The following is a 26077-nucleotide window of genomic DNA, read 5'->3' on the forward strand; positions in this document are numbered from 1 at the left end:
CCTGTTGCTCCTGTTACTCCAGTAGACCCCGTGGATCCTGTTTCTCCTACTCCTGGACCTGTAGGTCCTGTTACACCTGTTACTCCCGTGGCACCAGTGGCTCCTGTTACCCCAACACCTGTAGGTCCTGTAGGTCCTGTAGGTCCTGTAGGCCCCGTTGGACCCGTCGGTCCTGTTACTCCATAACCATATTCTCCTAAAGCATACGAAATGGAAGCCTGAATCTGTCTGATTACGTCAACCATTTCATCTTTGCAAGAAGGGGCTATGCATAATACAAGTACATACACTAACAATTGTTCAAGCAATTGTTGTAGCGTTGTCCCAACACTAATAATTGAAAAAGGTGTTACCTCCGTTGAGACTATCGTCAATTCTAATATAGCTTGGACCTCTGTTGGATCCTGACCACAAAATTTCGGGGTTTTTAAAAAGTTCACTAATTGCCGCAAAACTGCCTGAAGATCAGTGATATTCTGTGTTGTTGGGTTCGTAAGTGCTGGTGGAACAACCTCCGAAAGCCTTATAAGAATGTTTAATAAAGCCTTAGCTTCTGAATCGTGATGACATGGGAATTCACTCATATGACTGTATCTCCTCCTTAAACCTTTTCTGAATTATTTAGAAGATTGAGTCATGCCAAATCTTCAATAGTACAATATATTCAGAGAAGAATTATTTGGTGCACAAACAAGCTGAATATTTTGTCGGTAATATAATTATTTGGAAAAACATACAGTCTATATATGTTTATATTCGGAGGGATTTTATGATAACGATAAGTCTCTGTTTAATAGTGAAAAATGAAGAGCAAACCCTTGATCGTTGCTTATCTTCTGTAGCTAAATTAGTAGACGAAATCATCATTGTGGACACGGGTTCGACAGATCTCACCAAGACGATTGCAAAGAAATATACGGAAAAATTATATGATTTCAAATGGATTCAAGATTTTGCAGCGGCCCGTAATTATGCGTTCAGTCAAGCCACAAAGGACTATATTTTATGGTTAGATGCAGATGATGTCGTGAAAGAGGAAGATGCTATTCGTTTTAAAGTTTTGAAGGACACACTGGACCCTTCTGTAGATTCCGTTACCATGAAATATCATCTAGGATTCGACTCCTTTGGAAATGTAACATCTAGCAACAGACGCAATCGACTTGTTAAACGGAGTAAACAATTTCGCTGGATTGGTGCAGTTCACGAATACCTTGAAGTAGGTGGAACCATTATCAATAGTGATGTTGCAGTAACGCATAGTAGCATTCATCATGACAGTGATAGAAACCTTAACATTTATGAGCAACGTTACACTAATGGAGAACAATTCTCTCCACGGGATCTTTATTATTTTGCCAACGAGTTATTAGACCATCGTATGTACGAACGTGCAATTACGTTCTATGAGAAATTCCTGGATACAAAAGAAGGGTGGATTGAAGACAATATTTCAGCATGTGGGAAACTTTCGGATTGCTACCATGGTCTAAATAATAAACAGAAGGAATTAGAATCGGCCTTAAGATCCTTCGAATATGATTCGCCTCGCGCTGAATTTTGTTGCAGAATAGGATATCATTTTCTACAGAAAGACCAAATTAACAATGCTATCTTCTGGTATAACACGGCTACTAAACTCGAACGAAACGCTAATAGTTGGGGATTCCAAAACCTTTCTTGTTCGACTTGGCTTCCTCATTTACAGTTGTGTGTTTGCTACGATAGAATCGGCAATTATCAGCTCGCCTACGAACATAACGAAGAAGCTCGCAAATATCGCAGTGATGACCCTAGCATCATACAGAATAAAACGTATTTGGAATCCATTCTTCACAAAGTGGAGGAGAATGTACAAGGTGAACCACTATGATCCATCCTAAGAAGCGCATATTGATCGGAAGCCCCATTCACCAAAAACCTGCTATTTTACAGGAGTTTCTTGCCTCGCTTCTTCTTTTAAAACAACAATTTATTGAACTAGACTTTTATTTCATAGACGATAATATAGATCAAGATTCAACCCACATTCTTCAACAATTCTCCCAACAATCCGAACACGTACTTCTTCAATCCTCTGGACTTTCTGACGACTATATTCGAGATGACACGACACACCTGTGGAACACCAATCTGATCTGGAAAGTAGCCAAATTCAAGAACACAATAATTCAGCACGCAGCCAAATTGAATTATGATTATTTATTTCTCATAGATTCCGATCTCATTCTCCATCCAGATACAATTGAGCATTTAGTTGCGACTGATAAAGATATTATTTCCGAAATATTCTGGACCCAGTGGCAGCCTGATGCTATGTTTCAGCCTCAAGTATGGATGCGTAATGAATACGATCAATGGGAACAACATCATGGTGAACGATTATCTAATGAAGATATTGCTATCCGATTCGCACAATTCATTTCCAAACTGAAGAACCCAGGTTTATATGAAGTAGGAGGATTAGGAGCCTGTACCTTAATTAGTCAAAATGCGATTAAAGCTGGTGTCAATTTCGATCTCATTCATAATGTTTCCTTCTGGGGGGAAGATCGCCACTTCTGTATCCGTGCCGTAGCATTGGGTATTCCATTATATGTAGATACACATTATCCTGCACTCCATCTATATCGAGATTCAGATCTGGATAAAGTATCTTCTTTCAAGAAAGAATCTGGAATCATTCAAATTGAAGAGTCTGATTCTATCTCAGAAACTCAACCCCCTTCCCCTGTAAAGATCATTCATGATCACCCAAAACTGACACTGACGATGGTTGTGAAGAATGAAAGTACCCGCTTTCTCAGACAAGTACTTGAGGAACACCGTAAGTACATTGATGAGGCCGTTATTATTGACGATGGCAGTAGTGATGGAACAATCGATCTATGTTATGAAGTTCTTCAAGGTATTCCAATACGCATGATTCACAACGATGTCTCTAAGTTCTCCAATGAGATTGATCTGCGTAAGCAACAATGGGAAGAAGTAATCAAGAGTAACCCCGATTGGATTCTCAATCTGGATGCTGACGAAATGTTCGAACCCAGATTTGCGATAGAAATCCATTCATTACTTCGAAATGCCGATGTTGATCTATACTGCTTTCGTCTCTTCGATTTATGGAACCAAGATCATTATAGAGAAGATCAATATTGGCAGGCTCATTTCAATTACCGTCCCTTTCTCATTCGATATAAACAAGATTTTGCATTTCAGTGGAAAGAAACTGCTCAACATTGTGGTAGGCTTCCAGAGAATATCTTCGCGTTACCACACTCTTTATCCAACCTGAGATTGAAGCATCTTGGATGGTCACGACCTGAATACCGATTAGAGAAGTATTTAAGATATCTTGCGTTAGATCCCAATGGCGAATTCGGTTGGAAGGAGCAATACGCCTCCATTCTAGATGAACATCCACATTTAATACCGTGGGTAGAATAAATGATTTAACCCTACTCTGAATGGAAAGGAGTCCTAATGAGAATCGTTCATACAATGCCTTTAATGATTCGTAGTGAACCTTTGAATACAGAAGATCTAACTATGGCGTACGCGTGCTTTGAAAGCTTAGCCTTATCCGATGATGTACTCGTGATTATCTACAATCAAGGTGGACTGAGCAATGACCAATTGAACCAGATATGCTCCTCCTATCAATTTACTGCCATCATACTTGGTGAAGGGGAGAATGTTGGGATTGCTCCCGCAAGACAGCGTTGTTTCGAGTATATTTGGAAACATTATAGCGATACAGCTTATATATCAGAAATTCACGTCGATATGGTATTCCCACCGAACTGGCATGCACCACTAATAGACTATTTAGATATCAATGATGAGCCTATGATTTCTCCAGGTATTATTACAATCACAGGAGAATTACAACCTCTCGGACAATATACGACCATTCCTTCAACTTATCGCGAATTAATTACTCACTTGGAGAGTTTAAGCGTAGAAGAAATTCATAAGGGATTTGTACACCCTGTGATACACAGAGCGAGTGCTTTACGTTCTGTCGGTGGTTATGACACACAATTTTTAAGTGGTAAACAAGGTTATGAGGATGACAGCCTACTCCTTGGTTACGTCTATTATATGGGAACTAAGACCTCTTGGCGTCCCAAGTGCTATTTAAAATCATGGGTATACCATGCCACTATGGCCCAGCGTATGTCTCTTCCCGATAAATATATTGATTTTGCCATAAATGAGAAAGGGCTGTTTCAACAATATGGAGCATACGGATTGAAGAAATTATCCGAGATTCACTCAAATTCCGATGAATTCGAAACGATAATTGATAGATATATTCATGGGGAGGACTAATATGGTCGATCAACAAAAAGAAGTGTGGGATACATTATGGTCACATAAGGTTTCATATCAATGGGATTCACTTAGTCAAGTCATTTACGATACCATCCACCAATGGGTCAGTCCCATTCAGAATTTGAGTATTCTAGAAGCCGGATCTGGTACCGGTAAAATTTCATTACGGCTCGCCTCAGAGGGTGCTCAGGTAACACTCGTAGATTATTCGGAGAACGCACTAGCGAATAGTCGAGAGGCATTCGGACAAGAAAGTTGCCAAGGAACATTTATTCTATCCGATATACGTAATATCCAAGCCCCTGACCATAAATATGATCTCACTTGGAACGCAGGCGTATTAGAGCATTTCACATTTGATGAGAAAGTAGATATCTTAAATGAAATGGCAAGGATCACCAAACCAGGAGGCACTGTCCTCATCTTAACACCCTATTCAAAGTGTCTACCTTATCGAGTTGGAAAAGCCTTTGCCGAGAAACAAGGTGTCTGGATGTATGGTGTAGAGGAACCAGTAACAACACTTGTGGAAGAATTTAAAGAGAGTGGAATCGCTTTACTTAGTGAGACAGATATTGGTTTTGTGAACAGCTTAGATTTCCTTGACTTTATTCCCCAATCGGACATCATCAAACAATCCATTATTCAATGGTACCAGGAGCTTTCAAGTGAAGAGCAAGGCTTATTTCCAGGGTACTTACTCGTCAGCGTGGGAAAAAAAGAAGGTTAACTATGCTCTTATACATCATCAAATCGCATCAATAAACCGTAACAAACCAAATATAGTGTACAGCTTATGGTTACCCTACCCAATGCTGTACACTATTTTTCTTTTCAAATTCCAGATCTATTCTCATTAGACTTCCCACCAATTAAAATTCAGAACAGATGTCATCGTTAATCCAATCGCAGAACTTGAAGAAGTAACCACTGCTGAAAGAGAACTACCTGGTGGAAGAATAATACTTCCTACGAACTGTTGCGCAAAGGTTCCTGGTGCTAGTTGAAATGAAGCTACAATAGTGCCTCCAGTTATCGCTCCTGTTGAGGATTGGGCTGTCGAAGTACTCGTTGTAGTATTCCCAAAGTTATTATTAGTAGGTGTTAATGTAGAAGGACTTGTTAATATCCCCCCTTTTACCATAGTCATAGTACCTGTTAAAGAAGACAGTAAAGATGAACCCCCAATACTACCATTGACTTGGGATAAGTACACCGTTCTACCACTACCAATCGGATTAGATAACAGAAGAGAAATAGTCGCTGAGGTAAGACCTAATACTACCAAGGACGAAGCGGAGCCAAATATTGAAAAAAGCCTTCCAAAATTACTAGCATTGGATTCGGGAGGTGCGCTAATAGCTGGGTTCTGATACGTATTCGTCATTTGAACATTTACTGGTTTGGTTATCGTATCAAATACATAATAGTTCGGCATTTCAACGTTCTCCTTTATATCGAATTAGTATTCCCACCAATTAATGCTAGCTGTTGCAGCAGAAGTACCTGATGAAAGTGTCGCTGTTACCGTAAATGATGTATTCGGAGGGACGATGATACTGCCAGTATAATTAATAACAAATGGGCCAGCAGCCAATAACATGGATGACACTGTAACAGGACTTCCTGTAACCGCTGTCGTTGCACTTTGTGCTGTCATCACACTTACCGCTGTGCTACCAAAGTTTAAATTCACCTTCGTTACAGCAGTTCCACTAACCGTCCCATTCTTTATAGTCGTTAAGATAACTGCCGCTGTTGCTGCACTTCCTAAAACACGAGAAACATACATATTCTTACCACTACCTGATGGATTGGTTATTTGAAGCACTAACGGAGCTGCTGTTGTGACCGTAGATGCAAAATTCACACCAAACAACATTCCTGCTTTGGAAGCAGATCCTTCCGGAGTAGAATCTATCCCCGGCATGATGTAAGTATTTACCTGCTGTGTATATAAAGGATTATCTATCTGATTAAATACAGAATAGTTTGCCATCATCCTCTGCCCCTTTTCTTTACATTTACTATAGTCATTAGATTGTATATTGCATTCTACTTCACTATATGCAAATTAATCGTACAAGTTGTGTAGGAGAATGCGTATTTTCACTGCTTCTTTAGCCTTATTAGAATGAAATGAAGTATAAATGACTAATTATATCACGTGTCCAATCATGAATAAGCTCGCCTCATATATTGATATCAGCAACAGACTCTATTTGAACTCAACATGATACATCTTACCTGCGTGTGGCCGCAGCGAATCCGTAATCAATGTATACATGAATGTTGGCCCTCGCCGATGGCAAGGGCCATTTATTTATGTCTTCACCTGATTCGATAATCTGCCTAAATTCAACGAACACAAAAATGGATTTACTTTTAGGAGGTGAATGAACATCTGTGATAAGCAAATCCAAAATAAAACAAAAACTATCAAACCAAGTAGGCTCAAACCGTGCAAGCCCAAAAAATGCAAACCAAAAAAATGCAAATTCAAAAAGAAAAAAAAGACATGCCTTCCCTTTAAAAAAACATGTTTCGTTAAACAAATTAATTACTACAAAATTGTAAAACCTGTACGCATTGTTCGACCCATCCAGGTCGTTGCAAAGGATTTAGATATAAGAAATTTAAACCCAACGAGAGATAAGATAGAAATATTCGGGTCAAATGGACAAGAACTAGTCCCTATACGAACCGATGCCATGGGACGACTTGAAGTCATTTCTAGCTCTAGTACAAGTACCATTTTTATGGAAGAAGAATTCTTGAACATCAACGTATCACACGCTATTACATCTCTTCCTGCACAAGACTCTAGAACTAAATCTATGACCTCTTATGCCGTTGCTAACCGCGGGGATGAACCTATAATCGTAAGAGTAGAAATTAGTCCTAATGCCCTTGATTATGCCAAAGACATGCAAGAAACTGTCCCTCCGCAATCCATGCGCGTATTCGTTCCTAACCGATTTCTTAAATGGACACGGTTATCCATAAATACAGAAGCATCAACAAGTGCAAGCATTGTCGATGTATATTTCCAATCTCAAACGACAGGAAGCGAACAAAAAATTTAGAATGAAAGGAAGAGATGTCTTGCCAAACTTTAGCGCTTTTCAATCAGATCCAGATAATCTACGTACTCTTATCTTTGGTCGAGATGAAACATCTGTTGATCGAGCAATAGCGACAGATTCTAACGGTAATATCTCAACCAACATCTTAAACGGGACCATTACGAGTGTACTCGGTGCTACCATTACTGCCGGTACGCTATCTTCCGCTGGGACCGTAACGAATATCTTAAACGGGACCATCGACAGTGTTCTCGGTGCCACCATCACGGCCGGTACGCTGTCTTCCGCCGGTACCGTAACTAATATCTTAAACGGGACCATTACGAGTGTACTTGGAGCTACCATTACGGCAGGTACTTTATCTTCCGCCGGGACTGTAACGAATATCTTAAACGGGACCATTACGAGTGTACTTGGCGCTACCATTACGGCAGGTACTTTATCTTCCGCCGGTACCATAACGAATATCTTAAACGGGACCATCGACAGTGTTCTCGGTGCTACCATTACTGCCGGTACGCTATCTTCCGCTGGGACTGTAACGAATATCTTAAACGGGACCATCACGAGCGTTCTCGGTGCCACTATTACTGCCGGTACTTTATCTTCCGCCGGGACTATAACTAATATCTTAAACGGAACCATCGACAGTGTACTCGGTGCTACCATTACTGCCGGTACCGTAACGAATATCTTAAACGGAACCATTACTAGCGTTCTTGGAGCTACCATCACGGCCGGTACGCTGTCTTCCGCAGGTACTGTAACCAACATCTTGAACGGGACCATTACCAGTGTTCTTGGGGCTACCATCACGGCCGGTACGCTATCTTCCGCAGGTACGGTGACCAACATCTTGAACGGTACCATTACCAGTGTTCTTGGGGCTACCATCACGGCCGGTACGCTATCTTCTGCGGGTACCGTAACGAATATCTTAAACGGGACCATCACGAGCGTACTTGGAGCTACAATTACAGCCGGTACTTTAAGTAGTGTCACTTCTATTTCGCAACGAAGCTTTATTGAACAATCTACGTTAGGCGTTGCAACCACTAACGTACTAACACCTTTACCAGCGATCACTACAAGCGTACTTGGAACATATTCATTCTTTATTCAGAACACCGGTGCCAACCCTGTCAATACACAGCTTCAAATCAGTGCTGACGGAACCAATTATTACGTCGATACTAATGGTGATAACCCACTAGCAGCAGGTGCCATTGATGTACTTGTCCCATCTCGATTCTTAAAATATACTCGCGTCGCGTACGTTTCAGCAAATCCAGCAACCACTTCAACCATCAACGTTATTTTCAACGCACAGGGAACCTAATTAAGAATAATCTCATAATATATCATGAGTCTTTAGAGTACATGGTCTTCCGTGTACTCTTTATTCGTGCATCCTAAACGTTATATCTATTGTCAATGAAGACTTGTTTTGAAATTGCTCCTAGCATTACGGGTTACAGCGTGAGGAGGAACATCCATGAATGAACATTCTATTGGCGTTCATATTATTACAAAAGATGAAGCAGAATTATTACCGCAATGTCTAGAAAGTGTACAGCACGCAGATGAGATCATCGTAATTGATACCGGTTCGAAGGACTCTTCCATTCTGATCGCTCGGTCTTATGGAGCCCATGTCATATCCATGGATTGGGAGAATAATTTCTCCAAGCCCCGTAATGAAGCGTTACGCCATGCGAATACGGAGTGGATTCTGATATTGGATGCAGACGAGCGTCTATTAACCCCACTTCATATCTTAAAAGAACAGTTGAGTTCCATTGAATCTCAGATTCAAGCTGTAACGGTTACTGTTGATAATCTGGTTAGTAGACAGCCCGAGAATCGGGTTACACATCAAGCGTTGAGACTATTTCGAAGTGACCGCGATTATGAGTTTCGAGGAATCATTCATGAGCAAATTGAGCCTTCTATTATTGATAAACATGGACTCTCTGCCATAACTAACTCAGATACTCAAATCATACACCTTGGTTATTTGCCTCAATATTTACACAACAAGAACAAAGTAGCACGTAATCATGCGTTACTTCAACAATCGTTAATGGAAACACCAGATGATCCCTTTCTTCTTTATAATATGGGTGTAACCCACTGTCAGGCAGGTCAATTAGAACAAGCACAACTTTGCCTTGAACACAGCTTAATGCTTGTTCCCCATAATCAGTCTTACCGTGCAAACTTGATACGCGATTTATGTAAGATTTATTTAGAACTGAACCTAACAAAACCATTAGATATTCTGTTGATTCATGAATTGAATCGTTACTCGGATTATCCCGACCTACATTTCTTACTTGCTCAATCTCTAGAACGACAAGGTTTACTTGAAAGAGCATACGATGCTTATCAGAACGCGACTTCTTGTACAATCGGCATATTACATCAGCGATACATTACCGAATTGGGTGTAGCACATTTTCTACCGTATTGTCACATGGGGATGATCGCACAACAATTAGGAAGAATAGAAGATGCAGCCCGCTTATTTCATCTATCCCTTCAGTTCAATCCATTATATACGCCCTCACTGAAGGGTATTACCTCAAGTTTTGATGCACTAGACGTGCCAAATAAGGACATTCACGCCTTACTACAACAGCTTGTAAATCCCCAAACAACAGAAGATCATATTCTAATAATAGAGGCACTGAAGGAAATACATGCTCATGAGTCTATTGCAAGTTACTCACAACAATCATATGTCTCTAACCCAAGAATCCTATTCGATGTTTGCATCTCACTTATTACAATTTCTCACTTAGAAGAGGCCTCCGTCCTGTTCAATCAACAAATGCCCCATCTTTCGTATGAGGATCTAATTGTGGCATGTCAGATGTGGGCTATTTGTCAATGGCAACAAGATCCGAAAGAACTTCAAGATAACTTTTACGTAAACATGCCCCTTGATATGTGTAAAAGATATGAGTTTGTGGATCAAATATTACAAATCCCTTCGGATACAACCAAACATCATTACCCCCCAGATATATTAGAACTTGTTATTACTCTTGTTCGCCAATCCGTGTTATTACACCAACCAGAAATAGCCCAGCGTCTTATAGAACATTTCCCCGAAGGTAAACTTACCTATGCTTCAACGTTGTATGTTCATGGAGATACGATGGCAGCGGCGGAAATACTACTATCTTTGTTACAACAAGATCTACTTGATGATGAAGCTAGCATTTACTTAGGTGAAATTCTGATTGATAAAGGCCATTATGCACAGGGTGCTGCATGGTTCGAACAACTTCTTCAGGCCCATCCCAGAAATGAAAAAATAATAACTGCCGTATCCATCTGTTACCTTCATCTCGCAGAGTCCTATATCACTGAGGCACTCGGATTAGCTGATAACCATCACAGCAGTCATCTACATGAAGATCTTAGCTCTATCCGATCGGCTATTCTATTATTGAATCGTACAGGATGGCATACCACAATAAATCTCAAGAGAACGACAACAGAGGTTCGTCATGATTAATAACCCTCACCCTCCAATAACCTTATGTATGATTGTAAAGAATGAGGCTGAACATTTAGCCAACTGTCTGGAAAGTATTCAAGAAGTTGTTGACGAGATCATTGTGGTAGATACCGGTTCTACGGATTCTACCATTCAGATCGCACAGCATTATGGAGCAAACATCATCTCACTTCCTTGGACTTCAGACTTTGCAACTGCACGTAATGTAGGAATTACCCAAGCAAAAGGAACATGGATTCTAGTCTTAGATGCGGATGAAGAACTGGATCAAGGTAGCAAAGACGAGTTAAAGCTGTGCGCTATGCATTTGCAATATGAAGGATTTTTCTTACGAATTCATAACCATACAGGAAAAGAAAAATCATCACCTACAGCAACCGTTAATCCTATTCTAAGAATGTTTCGCAATCGACCTGAGCATCTTTTTCGAGGCATTATTCATGAACAAATTGCAGCATCCATTACTGATCATCGTCCGAATGCTGCCCTTCACCTCTCAACGGTTATGATTCACCACTATGGATATGCAGATCATACAGTCATCGAGAAAGATAAAATACAACGAAATGTAACATTACTCGAGATAGCACTCAGCAGATCACCGAATGATCCCTTTCAACATTTCAATATGGCCGTTGAATATATGCGATTAGGTGAACACCAGAAGGCATTGACTCATATTCACAAGTCAATGGAACTTAGCGTAGCAGATACGAGTTATGGTCATTTACTGCACAAGTATGAAATTCGATGCCGATATGCATTAGGTGAAATCGACGAAGCACTGAATTGTTGCAACGAAGCCATTACTATGTATCCAGAATACACTGATATATTCCACCTCAAAGGAGCTATATTATTTGCAAACCGAAAACTTCAAGAAGCTAAATCAGTGCTAATGAAAGCAGTTGAATTAGGCCCCGCTCCCACGCACTATCATACAGAAACTGGGCTTGGGACCTACCTTTCATGTAATATGCTGGGTCAAATAGCCGAAGAAGTGGGTCATGATTCGGAAGCTATAACATGGTATACGAAAAGCGCTTTATTTCAATCAGACTGGGTGCAGAGTTCGAATCGAATATTGCGTATTATGAAATGTTCAAATCAGGAGCAAGATATTCCAGAATTGTTAGCTAATCAATTTCCACTTCAAATTCAATCCACAGAGATTAGGAATGAGATCATCCATTGGTTAGCCTTAGATGGCTCCTATCAAGCAGCTCAGACGCTAAATACACAGTTGGATACGAACATGACAGATGAATTGAAGGCGTCATGGAGAAGTTTAATATCTTCTGACCAACCCTTTACTTCAGACTTTTCTCAGGAAACACTTACCTTAGCCATTCCCTACGCATATCAATTTGGACAGGAGAATAAAGCATTTAATCTTCTTCGACAATGGGAACTTCGCTATCAGAACGAATCACGCATATGTGCTGATATATTACATTCTCAAGAACACGTCCAAGATCCAGTCCTCCAACCAAATAAGCCTACGGAGTCATTAATGAATGAAGCTATTCTTCTCAGTCGTACTTGGATTGCTCTCACAGACGCTCTACTTAGTCGAACTGAACCAACCTCACCCCACTATTCAGCCATCCGTCGCGTACGACTCATGCTACCCTTACCACGAATCAAGTAAAGGGGACCTCATCACATGCCAAAATTAGATATTTCCCTATGTATGATTATGAAAGATGAAGAACTTCATTTAGAGCGATGCTTATCTTCTATTCATCAACTCGTATCTGAAATTATTATTGCTGACACAGGCTCCCATGATAAGAGTGTCAGCATTGCCCATAAGTTCGGAGCACAAGTCATTCATATTCCTTGGGAAGATGATTTTGCAAAAGCAAGAAATACAGTACTGCAACAAGCATCCTGTTCATGGATTCTAGTCTTGGATGCTGATGAAGAAGCGGATAACTGGCAAGTAGAAGAATTATGTAATTTGCTTAACAACAATGATAACCAAGGGTACTTTCTATCTTTAAAAAGTTATGTAGGTGAGACAATAGAGCGCAGCTATGTTACCGATACGGTATGCCGATTATTTAGAAATGATACACGTATCACTTTCTCTGATCACATTCACGAAAGTGTAGCTCCGAGCATATGGGAAATACCTGATGCTAATATTGCATTCTCATCGTTACGTATTAAACACTATGGCTATTTACAGCATGAGCTTGTTCGTAAAGATAAGGGGACCCGCAATTTAAACATTATTCAACATAACTTACAACAGCAGCCGGGTCATCTACCACTTCTCTATGCACTCGGCACAGAGTATTATCAATTGGGCGATTATGAATCGGCCTCCACAATCTTGATCCCATTATTACGCCAGGTCCCGGCACATTCCGGTTATACATCTGACTTATATTTAAAATCTGCTTACGCTTTATACATGTGTCGGAAGCTTAAGCAATCTGAAGATATCCTCTTGGAAGGTATCGTTCTTTTCCCTGATTTCACAGATTTACTTGAAACTTATGCTTTCCTGTTAGCCGAACAAAATCGCTTCTCTCTAGCATATGAATATCTTCAAAAGGCACTCAAAGCAGGAGACGTATCCATCAAGTATAGTTCAACTTCTGGAAGCGGTACGTATCGAACTCATTGGGTCGCCGGAACAATCTGTGAACAGCTTCTTTTATTTGAAGAAGCATTAAGACACTATGAACAATCTCTGGAATTTCGCTCTGATTATATGCCTTCTTGGAGGAGCATCGTCCCTATATGTCTGTTATCTAACCAAATCCCTCGTCTATTACTCATCACCGAGAAATACCATAAATCACTATCCTCTGATATCCTAATGTTCCTAACGCCTTCCGCACTTAACAGCAGATCTACGCCTTGGCTATCTCAGCTGAGATCATATCTTCCCACAGAACCCGAGACCATTGTTGATGCCATGCTGATCCAACAGTCTGGTGATCGTCACGATAGTGTCCAGAGACTAGAAGTATTACTTCATACTTTTCCCAATCATCCAATGATTCTCTCCTATCTATGGGCAATAACGTACGAATCGGAGATGTCTCAATCTACTCTTCGATGGATGAATCAGTTAATACAAGTCAGACCTGATATGAACAGCATACAGAAACGCTTAGAAGATCATCCTGACACTTCCTTCAATCCACTCAACCAACAGCTACTTGAATACGGTATACAATTATTTATCCAGACAGGTTCTTGGAATACATTACTAGCCTTATTTCGGCATTCAAGTTCTGAGATTCACTGGTCTACACTCCCTCAATCTATTCTCGCAGGTTTACTACAATCCCCTCAGGCTGTTCAGCAACAATGGTGTCAGATCTTCTTGCAACAACAAGAACACCATTATTCCGATGATCAAACGCATGAACAAACAAGAGTATCCTCTGACATCTCCGAATGGCTATACTATGCTTCTATTGCACAAGCCTGTGGGGAAATACCTGAACTGAATGAACGAATAGAAGAATCGTTATGTCACTCCCGTGAAGTAATTCAACTTGTCGCACTCGCCTACTACAAACTTCTTCGTGTCGATCCAATTCATACGTCGTATATTCCAATAGGCTCAATCTGCTGGCCTCTTCTCTTTCGATCCTATATCAGCATCTAACATATGTTTAAATAACTTTATCCATTGCAACTTCCATACTTTCTTATCAAAGGCACCAGCCGTTCTCCGTCCGTTAGATCCCAAATATCTTCGTACATCAGCATGATCTAACAATCTAGATATTCCATTGAACAAATGATCTTCTAATGGCTCAACTAATATACCGTTATAGCCATCTACAATAAAATCGTTAATCCCACCACGATTACCAGCAATTATTGGAATACCACAACTCATCGCTTCAAGACAGGAATAGGAACTCCCTTCCTTAAAAAAAGAAGGAATCACAACGATATTAGCCTTCTTATATGCTTCATCCATTTTACGGAAAGAATATTTCTCATTAAAGATACGACCCTTATGCGGATGATTCTTAAGCCAGAGTCTGAAAGCAAAGGTATATTCGTTCTCTTCTTCTGACTCATTCGCAAATTCAACGATTACTTCAGGATAAACTTGTAGAATTCGATCAATCAAGAGAAGCGTATTAAGGACCTCTCGTCCCTGATCCAATAATCTTGGAAATACAATACGCAAAGCGTTTCTTAGTTCAGACCAATGTAGAACTGGTTTGAATTTCAATAGATCCACGCTCTGACGTATAACGATACCCAGAGCCTGCTCTTTCGTATGCTGATAACAACGAATTCCAGCGAGTGCGAGTGTATTCACTACTACAATTTGCTGTAAACGATCATAAGTAGCCTCTTCTAATGAACAGTCAACTACACTTCCTTGAGCATAGCTGATCCCAATACTTCCGATTTGATATGGAAATGCAGGGCCTAACTCCTCTATCCCTGCATAAACAATAAGTCCATCGATCGTATCTGACATTTGCATAATCTTTTGAACTCTCTCTTCTTCCCTTACTTGACGTCCTATGATCTCTATATTTCCTATTTGCTTGTGAAAAGAGCCTATAGATGTCAGTTGATGAACGGTTATCTTCATTCCTAGCTCTTGAATCGACTCACATAATTCCCATATGTACCGCTCTACTCCGCCTCCTGGGATCACATATGAGCCTTCACTATTCAAATTAAACAAATGAGATGTGAGTATACTGATCTCTTTCATAAGCGATTCTCTTTCCATTCGATCAATGTAGGATACTCATCGAGAATCGATTGGTACTGTTCAAGACTTCCCCATTCTCCATTGGGGTCGCTCGACATATAGCGTAAATATTTCTCATATCGTTCTTCTTTAGACACAGCCCAACCATAATGCTTCACCCTAAGTTCCGATTGAAATCCAGGTAATACGGCATAAGAAAGTGGAAGCCGCGGAACATGCTGATCCATTCTTGGATAGAAATAATAGAAATCAGGTAAATATCGTACGAGTAAACGTGTATGCCGCTGGTGAATTAACCACAGATCATCTTCACGGTAATGGGTGCACCCTCCCCAGAAATCATAGATACGAAACCCTACCCAGTCATACTTATCCTGATTAATTAAATCCCTCATTTGTAACTTGGCAAGATCTTCGTAAAATTCATCTGCGTCAACAGCTAAGAGCCAATCAGGATCTGTAGAAATGGCTAAGTCCCACAATCTTTGTCGTAGTTGCCACTCGTGGTTAAATTCAGATTTATCCAACTTTATAAGTCTTGTTACCTTAGCAAAAGATTGACATAATTCAAACGTTCCGTCGGTACTAGCATCGTCAATAATGACAATTTCATCTACGAACTCGCTCAAATCGTATAACACAGATTCAAGATAACGATTCGCCTCGTTACGAACTTGCATCATGGCCGTTAGTCGATTACCCGACGTCTTACGAATAGGCTTATGATTCATAGGCTATACTCCTTAACATTCGCTCTGCAGACTCTTCATACGAAGACATTTCAGTTAGCCATTGTAAGGCACTCAGCTCTACTGTCGTTGCTGTAAGGATGGCCTTTACGGCTTCATAAGGTCTGTTATGAAGCATATGGATCGTTCCTCGTATCAACAGGCTATTGACCAAACTTATTTCACTGTCCATCTCATGGCTTAAAGAACCTTCCTCTGTCAATCTCAGAGCATCCTCATAGCGATAGGTCTGCATATAATTGTCCCTTAATAACGATTTCGATTCAGAAGAATTTAACGGCTTTAATGTCCGAATCGCAGAAGCATAGTCTTCATTCAGTCTAAATATCTCAGCTTTTACTAAATCATCTTCTCCATGGTCTAGCCAAAGCCTCATCTCAATCACCTTCATTTGATCCACTTCAGAATATACTGAAACAGCATATATTCGAATTGCTTTCTCCAGATCACCCACTTGAGCCGCCATACTGGAGAGAAATCGATAATGAGAGTCTAAACAGTCTAAATAATCATGAAGAACCATCTGTTCAAATGAATTGACTACATACATACCCGCATCTGAACTTTTTCCTAACAAATACAGATAGGTTGCTGCCAGATAACTAATCGTGGCATGGAAGGGATACGTTGCACCCAAATCAACGTAATACTTGCAACGTATTTCCCATTGCACATAAGTCCATTGTTCAAACCGCTCTCCCTTGTTCATACACGATAATGCTTCGAACCAGATCATCTCATAATCGTTTAGAAATAATGTATCTTGCCGATGATTTACCATGCCATAAGTGAGCGGACTTTCTCCACTTAACAGAAATATACCTTCTCTTCTAAGACACTGCTCCAAATATATCCGCTCCGAGGCCGTACCTACGATATCTGCATGGGCTGCCAGAATTTCACTATATTTATTCCACATCTCTGCATCTTGGTCATCAGGGCACCTTTCTAGAAGTGCAATCATGTAGCGGGGATGAAGCGAGTTGACCGTCTTCAACCAATAAGGAGAACACACGATAGTCGTATACTCTGTTAGATCTAGTGACAACATGTTGGTTAAAGATATTGAACAGACATCATAATCTTGTTCATCCTTCTTCATCACTTCACCAACAACGATAACCTCATCACGGTCAGGTAATAGTTTCAGCATTCTTTTGTAAGAGAAATCACCCCAACCATTGTGACAAAATATCATATATTTCATGCCGAACCCCCCATTCTTCGGAAATCCCTATCTATTCATCCTCCGTTCCTTTTGTCCAATACACCGCTCGAAGTGAAGCGCGAGGGATGAAATAATACTCTTCAAGTGACCTCACGTAAGATCCCGCTTCTTGTATACGGCGATGTGCAGTTAGTGAAAGAGGAACAGGTAATGGCTCTTTGGGAATGTGAACCTGGGCTTCTAAGTTCGGAGTATCATTTCCTGTATTGACAACAACATCAGCGGATTCACGATACATGAAGTCCACCACTCTGGTTACATAGTCCGATTCGTAAGCTCTGGTAGCGAACATGAAAATGATAACTTCTCCTTTGGCTAACATGAAAGCCGCTTCTAGCGCCTCATGCCATTCTTCTACCTCACGCACCTTGATTAAGGCATCCAAACTACCCCAGATTCTATGTTCATTACAAGGGAGTTCCTGATGCTCTCCTATCAGAATACCAACCCATTGGATTCGACTGTATGTCTGTTCAATCTGCGTTGAATACTCGGGTTCAAATGTTGTATCCAATACCTCACTGACCACAAGAAACACAGTTATAAACAATGGTTCATGATGAATCGATATGAACGGTTGAATTGAACACTTAGAAATATCCAGTTCAGATATGCTCTTTAATGGGTAAGCCTCTCTCTCCATTCCCCATTTCGAACAAAATACATCCCATTCATCTGAGATAATCTTCTCTCCACGTCTCGGTTGGAGGGAATGAAGTGCTTGCACATACACATCCTCACACAACGCTAACTGTCTTGTAATCATGCGCGCTCTCAGACACCAGTCTGCAACTTTCAGTTCACGTGAGCGAAGACGTGGATCGAAGCCTCCTACAACATCAAGTAACTCTCTACGAAACAATAGACAGGATCCGGTGAACATCGTAACTTGGCGCCACAACCCTTGATTTCTTGGGTTGTGCTCCTCAGCATAACTTACAAGATCAACATGAGATTGAAACCATAAGTCAAGCTTTCCATCAAATTGTTCCGTAGGTGACATCGGGGACACGATCATGACATGTTCTTCGTCCAAACATGGCCAGATAAGACTGGACAACCACCTTGGTGTTACCATGATTCTATCTTCCATAAGCACAACAAATGGCGTCTCAATCGTTAAAAACGCTTGATTTACTCGATCTATTCCTGCCTCGTAAGGCCAGAACTCAATGGGATCTTCTTTTGCAAAATATTGCTGTATCGAGGGGAACTCTAAGCTGCCCGGGAGTGCAATAATTCGAATTGGATGTTCTGAATGAAGCAGTAGCAACTGTATACTATGAACCGCCCATACTGGATCAGTCATTTCCAAGATGATCGTTACTTTATCAATACTTGGTAAACCAATGAGCCCTATGTGATCCAAATGTGCGAATCTCTTTGCAAGATGCTCCGTATTTTTTTCGATGTTATCCCTGTTAGACATGATCCGTCACGCCCCATCGTCATACTATTCTATATTTATTGTATGATCGCCCTGGATTCATATCCCATAATTATCTTCTGGTTTGTCCTTTATGTATGCTCTGAACACAACAAAGGACTGAACCGATGATTGTCATCAGGTTCAGTCCTTTGTCTTACGTGGAACTATTTTATGGAATAAATTGTTGAACAATTCGTATAACTACGCCATCTTGTATCGTCAAATGGTAAGGGAATTGACTGAGATCCATCATTTCTGTATTCGCGAACACTTCTTGAAACTTATCTAGTGAAATAGGTTCATTCCAGTTAATGTCCATACCTTCATAGGTACCATCACGATCATAAATTTGCATCAGTACTTCCAAATTATCAGACACTTTATATGTTGTTAAATCTTCGTTGTCATTGACGATGTAATATCCATCTGGCGGACCCTCTAAGTCTCCAATATCTTGTTCACGTTCTAAGAATATCTTGTTAGCAGCTTCACCTTCATACCACTGAATATCATCTGCCTGAATGAATAGCTGTCCATCTTTATGTTCAAGCTTTGAAATATAAGCCGTGACTGTTTCTTTGTCAACTGGTACTGGCTCATACCCCACTGCACTTGCGGATGTGATAAAAGTTAAAAGTACAACCATCATAATCGTCATGATCAAAGCTGATTTTTTTCTCATGGAAATTCTCCTTTAATTACGTAATCATTACGCAACATTCAACTTCTTATATTTTACAATTACCCATCTAAAAAGTTATTCAATCATTTCCAATTCCCTTGAATGACTCTTACATAACTATAGACGATTCATAAGGCCAAAACGTTGCAATAAAGTTACAACAAAATTTAAATTTTGTACTTTTGTAAACGTACTATATTCAACCAAGAAGAAACGGCTACACCATCCCTTAAGGATGAGTAGCCGCCGCTATGGAAAATATAACCCTGTTACATTTTAGCCGTTCGAAAGCGCTGTGCAAGAACACCGTGTTTGGGTGAACATAAGAAACTAATCATAAACACGATACCTGTTGCAAAAGCCATGGATCCCGAGATAGAGGTATCTAGCAGTACCGCTATATAATAACCACCTATAGCAGATATTACGCCGAATGTTCCACTCAGAACAAGCATGATGGATAACCGATCCGTCCATAAGTACGCGGCAGCCGCCGGTGTAATCAGCATCGCAACAACCATAATAGCTCCTACAGCATCAAAGGCTGCAACCGTTGTAATGGATATTAGCGACATGAACAGATAGTGCATCAATGCGACGGGTATACCAATACTGGCTGCAAGCAAGGGATCGAATGAGGTTATTTTCCACTCTTTATAGAAGGCAAGTATGGCAACAACAACAATAATCAGTACGATCATAAGAATTAAGGTAGCCTCGGGTATCGCACCAAACCCAGGCAATTGGATGAGATCCCAAGGTACAAAGGTGATTTCGCCCATTAGTGCATGTTTCACATCAAGATGTGCATTCCCAACCTGCGTGGCGATCATAATGACTCCGATCGCAAAAAGGGTCGTAAACACAACACCAATCGAAGCGTCTTGCTGTACCCCCCGGGAATTAAACCATTGAACAAGCACCGCTGTGAGAAGACCTGCAATGATTCCACCTACCATCATGTGCCAACCACTCAATTCGCGTGTAATTAGATACGCACTGACGATACCTATCAACACCGAGTGGCTAATGGCATCTGCCATCATCGCCATCCGACGAAGAATCAGAAAGACGCCCATCAATCCACAAGATAATCCAACAAGAGATGCAGTGAGTAAAATCCATCCGGTATACGACATGCTATTCTCCTCCTTGTGTCAGATTAGATTGCGAAGAAGATACATGTGCTTTTCGCTGTGTACGAAGTTGTAATGCTTGTATTAATATCCCCTTCTGGATACCAAATACGAGTGAGATGACAAAGAGCGCAGAAGACGTAACGATAATAAAGGGGCCCGTTGGCCAACCATTCCCCATCGTACTTATGATCGTTCCGATCAATCCAGCTCCACCCCCAAATAGACCTGATAAGACAACCATCCATTTGAAGGATTGTGTCCAGTACCTTGCGCTTACTGCTGGAATAATGAGTAGTGCAGACATCAGGATTACGCCAACGACTTGAATCCCAGTAATAATAACTAGCACGAGTACCGTTAAATAAATACCATTCATTATTCGACCTGACAGTCCAAGTCCTTTCGCGAAATCAGGATCAAACAAGAATATTTTCCATTCCTTAAATCCAATAAATAAGACCAATATCACGAGTACAGCGAGTATGAGCATCGTATATACATCTTTACGAACCATCGAAGCCGCTTGACCAAAAATAAAACTGTCCAACCCACTCTGATTACCACCTGGCATTCGATTCACCATGGTTAGGAGCATAATTCCGAATCCGAAGAACACGGAAAGAATGATCCCCATCGCTGTATCCTCTTTAATCCGGGTTGAAGAACGGATCCAGTGAATGAGGAATGCTGCAATGATCGCACTGATCGCAGCACCTGCCATCATCACAGGTAAGCTCTTTACACCCATCAGTGCAAAACCTATAACAACGCCCGGAAGAGCCGCATGAGATAAAGCATCGCTCATAAGACTTTGTCGCTTCCAATAAGACAGACATCCCATCATGCCTGAGGCCATTCCCAGAATTAACGTACTTACAATAACCCACTGTGCATTGTGGGACAATAAAATATTCATGTTGAAGCCCCCATCATATAGCGGAGTGTTCCTCCATATGTTTGATAAACATTGTCCTTCGTAAATACTTCCTTCGTTATGCCATGGGCAACAACTGTTCGATTCAACAACAACACATGATCGAAATAATCTTCGACCGTTTGCAGGTCATGATGAACAACCATTACCGTTTTGCCCTTCATTCTCAATTCATTCAGAATCGTCATAATGGCCTGTTCTGTAGCCGCATCAACACCCGCCAAAGGCTCATCCATGAAATATAGATCAGCCTCTTGCACAAGAGCTCGTGCTAAGAAGACACGTTGCTGCTGCCCACCCGACAACTGACTAATTTGGCGTCCCGCGTAGTCGGCCATTCCCATCTTTTCAAGAGAATCCATTGCCTTCTCCCGATGTTCGCGCTTCGGCCATTTCAGCCATCCAATTCGTCCATACAACCCCATTAATACAACGTCTAGTGCATCTGTTGGGAAATCCCAATCTACAGAACCCCTCTGAGGAACATAACCTACTCTCGTCTTCATTTTGTTAAGCGTGGATCCAAAGAACGAAACCTCCCCAGAAAGTTTAGGGTGCAATTCCAACATCACTTTCAATAAAGTAGATTTACCTGCCCCGTTAGGTCCTACAATACTCGTTAACGATCCCGGCTCTACATTGAAGGACACATCATTCAGTACTTTATTCTTCCGATAAGAAGCCGTTAGATCATTTACAGTTAATACCGTCATAGTCACTCACCCTTTCCTGTTAGCGCATCATAAATTACATCTACATTGTGTTTGTACATTCCGATATAAGTACCTTCTGTCGTTCCCTTGGCTCCCATAGCATCTGAGAACAATTCCCCACCTAACTTCACAATTAACCCGGCGCTTGAAGCACCTTCCATAACTGCTGTGATTGAACTCTTATTGATACTGGTTTCCACGAAAACTGCCGGTATCTGATATTCAACAAGCAGATCAATGGTCGTCTGAATGTTAGATATGCCAATTTCAGCTTCTGTACTTAACCCTTGAAGTCCAACTACCTTCATGTCGTACATTCTTCCTAGGTATCCGAATGCATCATGAGCTGTAACGAGTACCCGTGTTTCTAATGGAATCTGTGACAATTTAGCTTCTGACTCCGCCTTTAGTACATCTAATTGTGTGAAATAAGCCTTCTTATTGTTTTCAAAATCGTCCGCATCCTCTGGGGAGAATTTCTTTAGCTCTTCTGTTGCAGCTTCTAATCCTTGCTTCCAAAGGTCAATGTCAAACCAAATGTGCGGGTCGATCGCACCGGAGTCATCTGTAAGTAACTGTTTCTTATGAATAACTTCTGTAATCCCTAGAACGGGCCTGGTCTTGCTAATATGTTCAAATATCTCTCCCATTTTCCCTTCAAGATGATGTCCACTATAAAAAATAACATCTCCACTCGCTAACTTCTTAATATCGCCTTGCGTGGCATTATACAGATGGGGGTCTACACCAGGACCCATTAGACTTATTACTTGTACGCGATCCCCACCTATGATGGATATTGGCTCTGCAATTTGTCCAATCGTAGTCACGACTTTTATTTTATTACCGTCTTCGGAATTGTCCTCTACCGAACCACATGCTGATAACACGAACACAAGTGTCATACCTAGAACCCACATGAATCCTAATTTCAACTTTCTCACTTTTCTCCGCAATCTTCTCTCCCCCTATATATTCCTAGTATGTATGGATGTCTCTATCGTTTAACAACTCACAACTTCACCTGAACCACATTTGTTTCCCTTAGGCAAAATTTATTTCCTTACACAAAAGTAATTCCTTATACGTTTTTTGTCAAGTATTTTGTAATTATTCTAGTTATTTATATTCAGAAAATCGCCTACTGTTCATAACTTATTGTTATTAAAACAGGGTATTATCAATAAATACTGTAATAATCTTTTACATGGTTAACTATGTTTGTCGAGAACAACAATCTTTTTTAAACCATAATCAGAAAAGTTGTGTTATGCAAAAGAAGACCTTGGGCATGGTTATGCCGAAGGTCTTCTTTTTGTTTATTGTAAAGGCGAGCACCGCTTTCGCAGTATCCTTGGTGGAAACTTCTAGGGAGCCTCACTTCCTATCACACTTTATTTCTTCACTTGATTTATGGGTATTGTGATCTCTAATGCAGGAAAAAACACCTTTTTTATTTCACCATCTTCTTCAAACTCAAATTTACTTTTGTCGACTTTATCATGAATATATTTGAATGTCTTAATGGTAATAGATTTAGGCATCGTTACAAAAGGTTCAAAGTGGGAATCCGTCAAATGAACATTACCACGCCCGGTTGGAAACGATCCGGAACCACCGCTAATTTGTTCCAGTTCATTACCCTTATCATCATAAATAGCATAGCCTAACTGCGGTTGCGATGATCGTTGTCTCATTGTTTCTGGAAACGTAATACGTGTGGTTATACTCGTTGTAATCGGCGTGATTTCAACCTTTTCAAGCGTCATGTTGATACTCTCATATTTTCGAGTTATAAATGGCGTTAGCACCACGTTATCTTTGGCATTCTTCTTCACTGGAATATTAAACGTAAATGGCTCTGAAATTCCTGACACTGTCGTCGTTAATGTTAATTCAAATTCATCAGGAAAAACCTTACCTCCTTGATTACGTAAATCTGAAATATGTAAAAAGGCTGTATTATCATTGTTTCCCGGATTCATAAATGAACCCATAGATTTGCCATACGGTGCATAAGATTGGGTAGACTTCCCGTTAATCAATAGGTCCCAACCGCTAATTTTTTTTGTTATAGTATCCTCTAAAAGTTTTTCCTCAGAAGTCTGGCGTTCAATCCCAAGAGAAACACGGATACCATCGTATACGACAACGGGCACTTTCAATGTTAACCCCTCATGAGTAACAATTTTATTAAGTGTTGTAACAAGACCTTTCTCATCCGCAGTTTTTAGGCCATAATCACTTGAATACTGAAAGATTGTGCCCTTTACTTGGCCCTGTTGGATGGAAGCAGTCGTTGTTGGTGAAACAATCCTTGTACTACCTATAACCAAAGTTACAACTGCAGCGGCTTTTGCCACACTTATCATTATTCTACGCAGTACATTTCTCCGATGAGAGCGATTGTATCTGGAGTCTTTCAAGCTGTTACTTTCAACTAGCTTCATTGTCCGTTCAACCGTATCTACACTTGTGCCCTTCACACCGTTACTTTCAACCCGCTTCATTGTCTGTTCAACTATATTCACTCTCATAGGCGTTTCTCGGATTAACTTCTTCAAATAATCGATCTCTTTATCCTCCAATTCTGAACGGTTGCTCATAGACTTCCCCTCCCTTATTCATGGGCTTTATTAGTTTTTTACGAAGCCGTTCATACTTTTTCCGAACCGTTGTCGGTTTAAGATCCATAATGGCAGCTATTTCATCGTAACTGTACTCTTCAAGAGATCGTAACAACAGAATTTGCCGTTCTTCAACATTCAGATGTTCTAATAAGTCATGGATGATCTCCGTATATCCGTGATCTTGTTCTTGCTCTCTGTTCTCCTTGTACTCCACTAAAGATTGATGATTCTTATTTCTTTTCTTAATGAGATCTACACAATGATTGTGAGCAATTTTATATAGCCATGCTGATAAAGAGGCCGTATGGGCGTAACGATGGATATGCTCCAACCCTTTTATAAATATATCCTGAGCAGCATCTTCTGCCTCTTCTTGACTCTTGAGGAGATAATAGCAGTACACAACGATTCGTCTTTGGAACATTTGAATAATGTAGGCATACGCCTGCTTGTCCCCTGTCTGTACCTTATACACCACATTCTTTATTTCTATATCGAAGTTCTCATCTGAACGACGTGATTCCTTCATTTAACCCCTCCTTTCTGCCTATATAACTGAAAATATTAGGGTTTTGTGACAGATGAGATGTTTTTATTTTCCACTAAGTAAACTTAACAAATAACAAGCAATAATACCAAAAAAAGAATAAGCGAAAAGAGCCTTACTCTGGCAGCAGGCTCTACATGGTTCATATGAATCATTACATCCTATATTAATATTCTATGATATAAGAAAGGGTTGGTCTTCTAACGCAATTCCCATCTTGCAATCATTCATTAATTTATCGTAAATAGCATTAATTGTGCGCGAACTTGGCATGCATTGATTACATTTATCCGCAATGAAATATTCTGAAAGAGAATCCGTAACTTCTGAAAGTGATTGGTCTTTTAGACTTCCCAAAT

The 26077-nt window shown here is 40.5% G+C and carries 23 protein-coding genes; 9 read left to right on the forward strand and 14 right to left on the reverse strand.

The annotated features are described in order from the left end of the window. On the reverse strand, positions 1-584 hold a 584-nt coding region (locus PBAT_RS25205), incomplete at its 3' end, for a collagen-like repeat preface domain-containing protein (protein WP_157091302.1). A 185-nt stretch (positions 585-769) separates the two neighbouring features. Between PBAT_RS25205 and PBAT_RS08035 the strand changes: the two genes are divergently transcribed. From PBAT_RS08035 to PBAT_RS08050, 4 genes are read left to right on the forward strand one after another with little or no spacing between them, the layout of a single operon-like run. Next, positions 770-1873, forward strand: coding sequence for a tetratricopeptide repeat-containing glycosyltransferase family 2 protein (locus PBAT_RS08035; RefSeq protein WP_068648362.1), 1104 nt, complete (start codon positions 770-772; stop codon positions 1871-1873). Beyond that, complete coding sequence (locus PBAT_RS08040) at positions 1870-3447, forward strand: glycosyltransferase family 2 protein (protein ID WP_068648366.1); 1578 nt, start codon at positions 1870-1872, stop codon at positions 3445-3447. Before PBAT_RS08035 ends, PBAT_RS08040 begins: the two co-directional genes overlap by 4 nt. Before the next feature lie 54 nt (positions 3448-3501). Next, positions 3502-4335, forward strand: coding sequence for a glycosyltransferase (locus tag PBAT_RS08045; protein ID WP_248912419.1), 834 nt, complete (start codon positions 3502-3504; stop codon positions 4333-4335). 1 nt (position 4336) lies between these two features. Beyond that, entirely contained in the window at positions 4337-5068 is a 732-nt protein-coding gene (locus tag PBAT_RS08050; RefSeq protein WP_068648368.1) for a class I SAM-dependent methyltransferase, read from the forward strand. 126 nt (positions 5069-5194) lie between these two features. Here the strand turns inward: PBAT_RS08050 and PBAT_RS08055 are convergent, their stop codons facing one another. After that, positions 5195-5776: a hypothetical protein gene (locus PBAT_RS08055; protein WP_068648369.1), complete on the reverse strand. Its 582-nt coding sequence runs from the start codon at positions 5774-5776 to the stop codon at positions 5195-5197. A 24-nt stretch (positions 5777-5800) separates the two neighbouring features. Continuing rightward, the gene (locus PBAT_RS08060) at positions 5801-6337 is read right to left on the reverse strand and encodes a hypothetical protein (protein ID WP_068648370.1); all 537 of its coding nucleotides are present in this window, start codon (positions 6335-6337) and stop codon (positions 5801-5803) included. Between the two features lie 712 nt (positions 6338-7049). Between PBAT_RS08060 and PBAT_RS25210 the strand changes: the two genes are divergently transcribed. The 5 genes from PBAT_RS25210 to PBAT_RS08085 all read left to right on the forward strand — a co-directional run bounded on the left by PBAT_RS25210 (position 7050) and on the right by PBAT_RS08085 (position 14587). Beyond that, a complete protein-coding gene (locus PBAT_RS25210) occupies positions 7050-7424 on the forward strand; it encodes a DUF6385 domain-containing protein (protein ID WP_157091303.1) in 375 nt (124 codons plus the stop codon). A 19-nt stretch (positions 7425-7443) separates the two neighbouring features. Then, positions 7444-8763, forward strand: coding sequence for a DUF6385 domain-containing protein (locus tag PBAT_RS08070; protein ID WP_248912420.1), 1320 nt, complete (start codon positions 7444-7446; stop codon positions 8761-8763). Between the two features lie 156 nt (positions 8764-8919). Continuing rightward, complete coding sequence (locus tag PBAT_RS08075) at positions 8920-10950, forward strand: glycosyltransferase family 2 protein (RefSeq protein WP_068648372.1); 2031 nt, start codon at positions 8920-8922, stop codon at positions 10948-10950. Beyond that, the gene (locus tag PBAT_RS08080; RefSeq protein ID WP_068648373.1) at positions 10943-12604 is read left to right on the forward strand and encodes a glycosyltransferase; all 1662 of its coding nucleotides are present in this window, start codon (positions 10943-10945) and stop codon (positions 12602-12604) included. The genes PBAT_RS08075 and PBAT_RS08080 overlap by 8 nt, the downstream gene beginning before the upstream one ends. Positions 12605-12619: 15 nt before the next feature. Continuing rightward, positions 12620-14587, forward strand: a complete 1968-nt coding sequence (locus PBAT_RS08085; RefSeq protein WP_068648375.1) for a glycosyltransferase — start codon at positions 12620-12622, stop codon at positions 14585-14587. Here PBAT_RS08085 and PBAT_RS08090 read toward each other — a convergent pair. The 11 genes from PBAT_RS08090 to PBAT_RS08140 all read right to left on the reverse strand — a co-directional run bounded on the left by PBAT_RS08090 (position 14543) and on the right by PBAT_RS08140 (position 25700). Beyond that, complete coding sequence (locus PBAT_RS08090; protein ID WP_068648377.1) at positions 14543-15667, reverse strand: glycosyltransferase family 4 protein; 1125 nt, start codon at positions 15665-15667, stop codon at positions 14543-14545. The two genes, PBAT_RS08085 and PBAT_RS08090, sit on opposite strands and share 45 nt — an antisense overlap. After that, positions 15664-16398, reverse strand: coding sequence for a glycosyltransferase (locus tag PBAT_RS08095; RefSeq protein ID WP_068648378.1), 735 nt, complete (start codon positions 16396-16398; stop codon positions 15664-15666). The genes PBAT_RS08090 and PBAT_RS08095 overlap by 4 nt, the downstream gene beginning before the upstream one ends. Further along, positions 16388-17623: a hypothetical protein gene (locus tag PBAT_RS08100; RefSeq protein WP_068648380.1), complete on the reverse strand. Its 1236-nt coding sequence runs from the start codon at positions 17621-17623 to the stop codon at positions 16388-16390. Before PBAT_RS08100 ends, PBAT_RS08095 begins: the two co-directional genes overlap by 11 nt. Before the next feature lie 31 nt (positions 17624-17654). Continuing rightward, a complete protein-coding gene (locus PBAT_RS08105) occupies positions 17655-19073 on the reverse strand; it encodes a glycosyltransferase family protein (protein WP_068648381.1) in 1419 nt (472 codons plus the stop codon). Between the two features lie 169 nt (positions 19074-19242). Further along, complete coding sequence (locus PBAT_RS08110) at positions 19243-19755, reverse strand: hypothetical protein (RefSeq protein ID WP_068648383.1); 513 nt, start codon at positions 19753-19755, stop codon at positions 19243-19245. A gap of 269 nt (positions 19756-20024) precedes the next feature. Further along, positions 20025-20894, reverse strand: a complete 870-nt coding sequence (locus tag PBAT_RS08115; RefSeq protein ID WP_068648385.1) for a metal ABC transporter permease — start codon at positions 20892-20894, stop codon at positions 20025-20027. Position 20895: 1 nt separating this feature from the next. Further along, the gene (locus PBAT_RS08120) at positions 20896-21810 is read right to left on the reverse strand and encodes a metal ABC transporter permease (protein ID WP_068648387.1); all 915 of its coding nucleotides are present in this window, start codon (positions 21808-21810) and stop codon (positions 20896-20898) included. Beyond that, positions 21807-22541 (reverse strand): metal ABC transporter ATP-binding protein, encoded by a 735-nt coding sequence (locus PBAT_RS08125; protein ID WP_068648389.1) that lies wholly within the window; start codon positions 22539-22541, stop codon positions 21807-21809. The genes PBAT_RS08120 and PBAT_RS08125 overlap by 4 nt, the downstream gene beginning before the upstream one ends. Before the next feature lie 2 nt (positions 22542-22543). Beyond that, the gene (locus PBAT_RS08130) at positions 22544-23461 is read right to left on the reverse strand and encodes a metal ABC transporter solute-binding protein, Zn/Mn family (RefSeq protein WP_068648517.1); all 918 of its coding nucleotides are present in this window, start codon (positions 23459-23461) and stop codon (positions 22544-22546) included. A 474-nt stretch (positions 23462-23935) separates the two neighbouring features. Further along, positions 23936-25147: a DUF4179 domain-containing protein gene (locus tag PBAT_RS08135; protein ID WP_068648393.1), complete on the reverse strand. Its 1212-nt coding sequence runs from the start codon at positions 25145-25147 to the stop codon at positions 23936-23938. Next, positions 25119-25700, reverse strand: coding sequence for an RNA polymerase sigma factor (locus PBAT_RS08140; RefSeq protein ID WP_068648395.1), 582 nt, complete (start codon positions 25698-25700; stop codon positions 25119-25121). Before PBAT_RS08140 ends, PBAT_RS08135 begins: the two co-directional genes overlap by 29 nt. Positions 25701-26077: the final 377 nt, after the last annotated feature.

The organism is Paenibacillus antarcticus (assembly GCF_001637225.1).
GTDB classification, from domain to species: domain Bacteria; phylum Bacillota; class Bacilli; order Paenibacillales; family Paenibacillaceae; genus Paenibacillus_AQ; species Paenibacillus_AQ antarcticus.

What these genes read in the sequence shown, in the direction of transcription:
- PBAT_RS08120 (WP_068648387.1), bottom strand. Translation starts at nt 21,810, where the DNA reads ATGAATATTTTATTGTCCCACAATGCACAGTGGGTTATTGTAAGTACG.
- PBAT_RS08105 (WP_068648381.1), bottom strand. Translation starts at nt 19,073, where the DNA reads ATGTCTAACAGGGATAACATCGAAAAAAATACGGAGCATCTTGCAAAG.
- PBAT_RS08040 (WP_068648366.1), top strand. Translation starts at nt 1,870, where the DNA reads ATGATCCATCCTAAGAAGCGCATATTGATCGGAAGCCCCATTCACCAA.
- PBAT_RS08095 (WP_068648378.1), bottom strand. Translation starts at nt 16,398, where the DNA reads ATGAATCATAAGCCTATTCGTAAGACGTCGGGTAATCGACTAACGGCC.
- PBAT_RS08125 (WP_068648389.1), bottom strand. Translation starts at nt 22,541, where the DNA reads ATGACGGTATTAACTGTAAATGATCTAACGGCTTCTTATCGGAAGAAT.
- PBAT_RS08035 (WP_068648362.1), top strand. Translation starts at nt 770, where the DNA reads ATGATAACGATAAGTCTCTGTTTAATAGTGAAAAATGAAGAGCAAACC.
- PBAT_RS08050 (WP_068648368.1), top strand. Translation starts at nt 4,337, where the DNA reads ATGGTCGATCAACAAAAAGAAGTGTGGGATACATTATGGTCACATAAG.
- PBAT_RS08110 (WP_068648383.1), bottom strand. Translation starts at nt 19,755, where the DNA reads ATGAGAAAAAAATCAGCTTTGATCATGACGATTATGATGGTTGTACTT.
- PBAT_RS08080 (WP_068648373.1), top strand. Translation starts at nt 10,943, where the DNA reads ATGATTAATAACCCTCACCCTCCAATAACCTTATGTATGATTGTAAAG.
- PBAT_RS08045 (WP_248912419.1), top strand. Translation starts at nt 3,502, where the DNA reads ATGCCTTTAATGATTCGTAGTGAACCTTTGAATACAGAAGATCTAACT.
- PBAT_RS08085 (WP_068648375.1), top strand. Translation starts at nt 12,620, where the DNA reads ATGCCAAAATTAGATATTTCCCTATGTATGATTATGAAAGATGAAGAA.
- PBAT_RS08060 (WP_068648370.1), bottom strand. Translation starts at nt 6,337, where the DNA reads ATGGCAAACTATTCTGTATTTAATCAGATAGATAATCCTTTATATACA.
- PBAT_RS08115 (WP_068648385.1), bottom strand. Translation starts at nt 20,894, where the DNA reads ATGTCGTATACCGGATGGATTTTACTCACTGCATCTCTTGTTGGATTA.
- PBAT_RS08140 (WP_068648395.1), bottom strand. Translation starts at nt 25,700, where the DNA reads ATGAAGGAATCACGTCGTTCAGATGAGAACTTCGATATAGAAATAAAG.
- PBAT_RS08100 (WP_068648380.1), bottom strand. Translation starts at nt 17,623, where the DNA reads ATGAAATATATGATATTTTGTCACAATGGTTGGGGTGATTTCTCTTAC.
- PBAT_RS08055 (WP_068648369.1), bottom strand. Translation starts at nt 5,776, where the DNA reads ATGCCGAACTATTATGTATTTGATACGATAACCAAACCAGTAAATGTT.
- PBAT_RS08130 (WP_068648517.1), bottom strand. Translation starts at nt 23,461, where the DNA reads ATGTGGGTTCTAGGTATGACACTTGTGTTCGTGTTATCAGCATGTGGT.
- PBAT_RS08135 (WP_068648393.1), bottom strand. Translation starts at nt 25,147, where the DNA reads ATGAGCAACCGTTCAGAATTGGAGGATAAAGAGATCGATTATTTGAAG.
- PBAT_RS08090 (WP_068648377.1), bottom strand. Translation starts at nt 15,667, where the DNA reads ATGAAAGAGATCAGTATACTCACATCTCATTTGTTTAATTTGAATAGT.
- PBAT_RS25210 (WP_157091303.1), top strand. Translation starts at nt 7,050, where the DNA reads ATGGGACGACTTGAAGTCATTTCTAGCTCTAGTACAAGTACCATTTTT.
- PBAT_RS08075 (WP_068648372.1), top strand. Translation starts at nt 8,920, where the DNA reads ATGAATGAACATTCTATTGGCGTTCATATTATTACAAAAGATGAAGCA.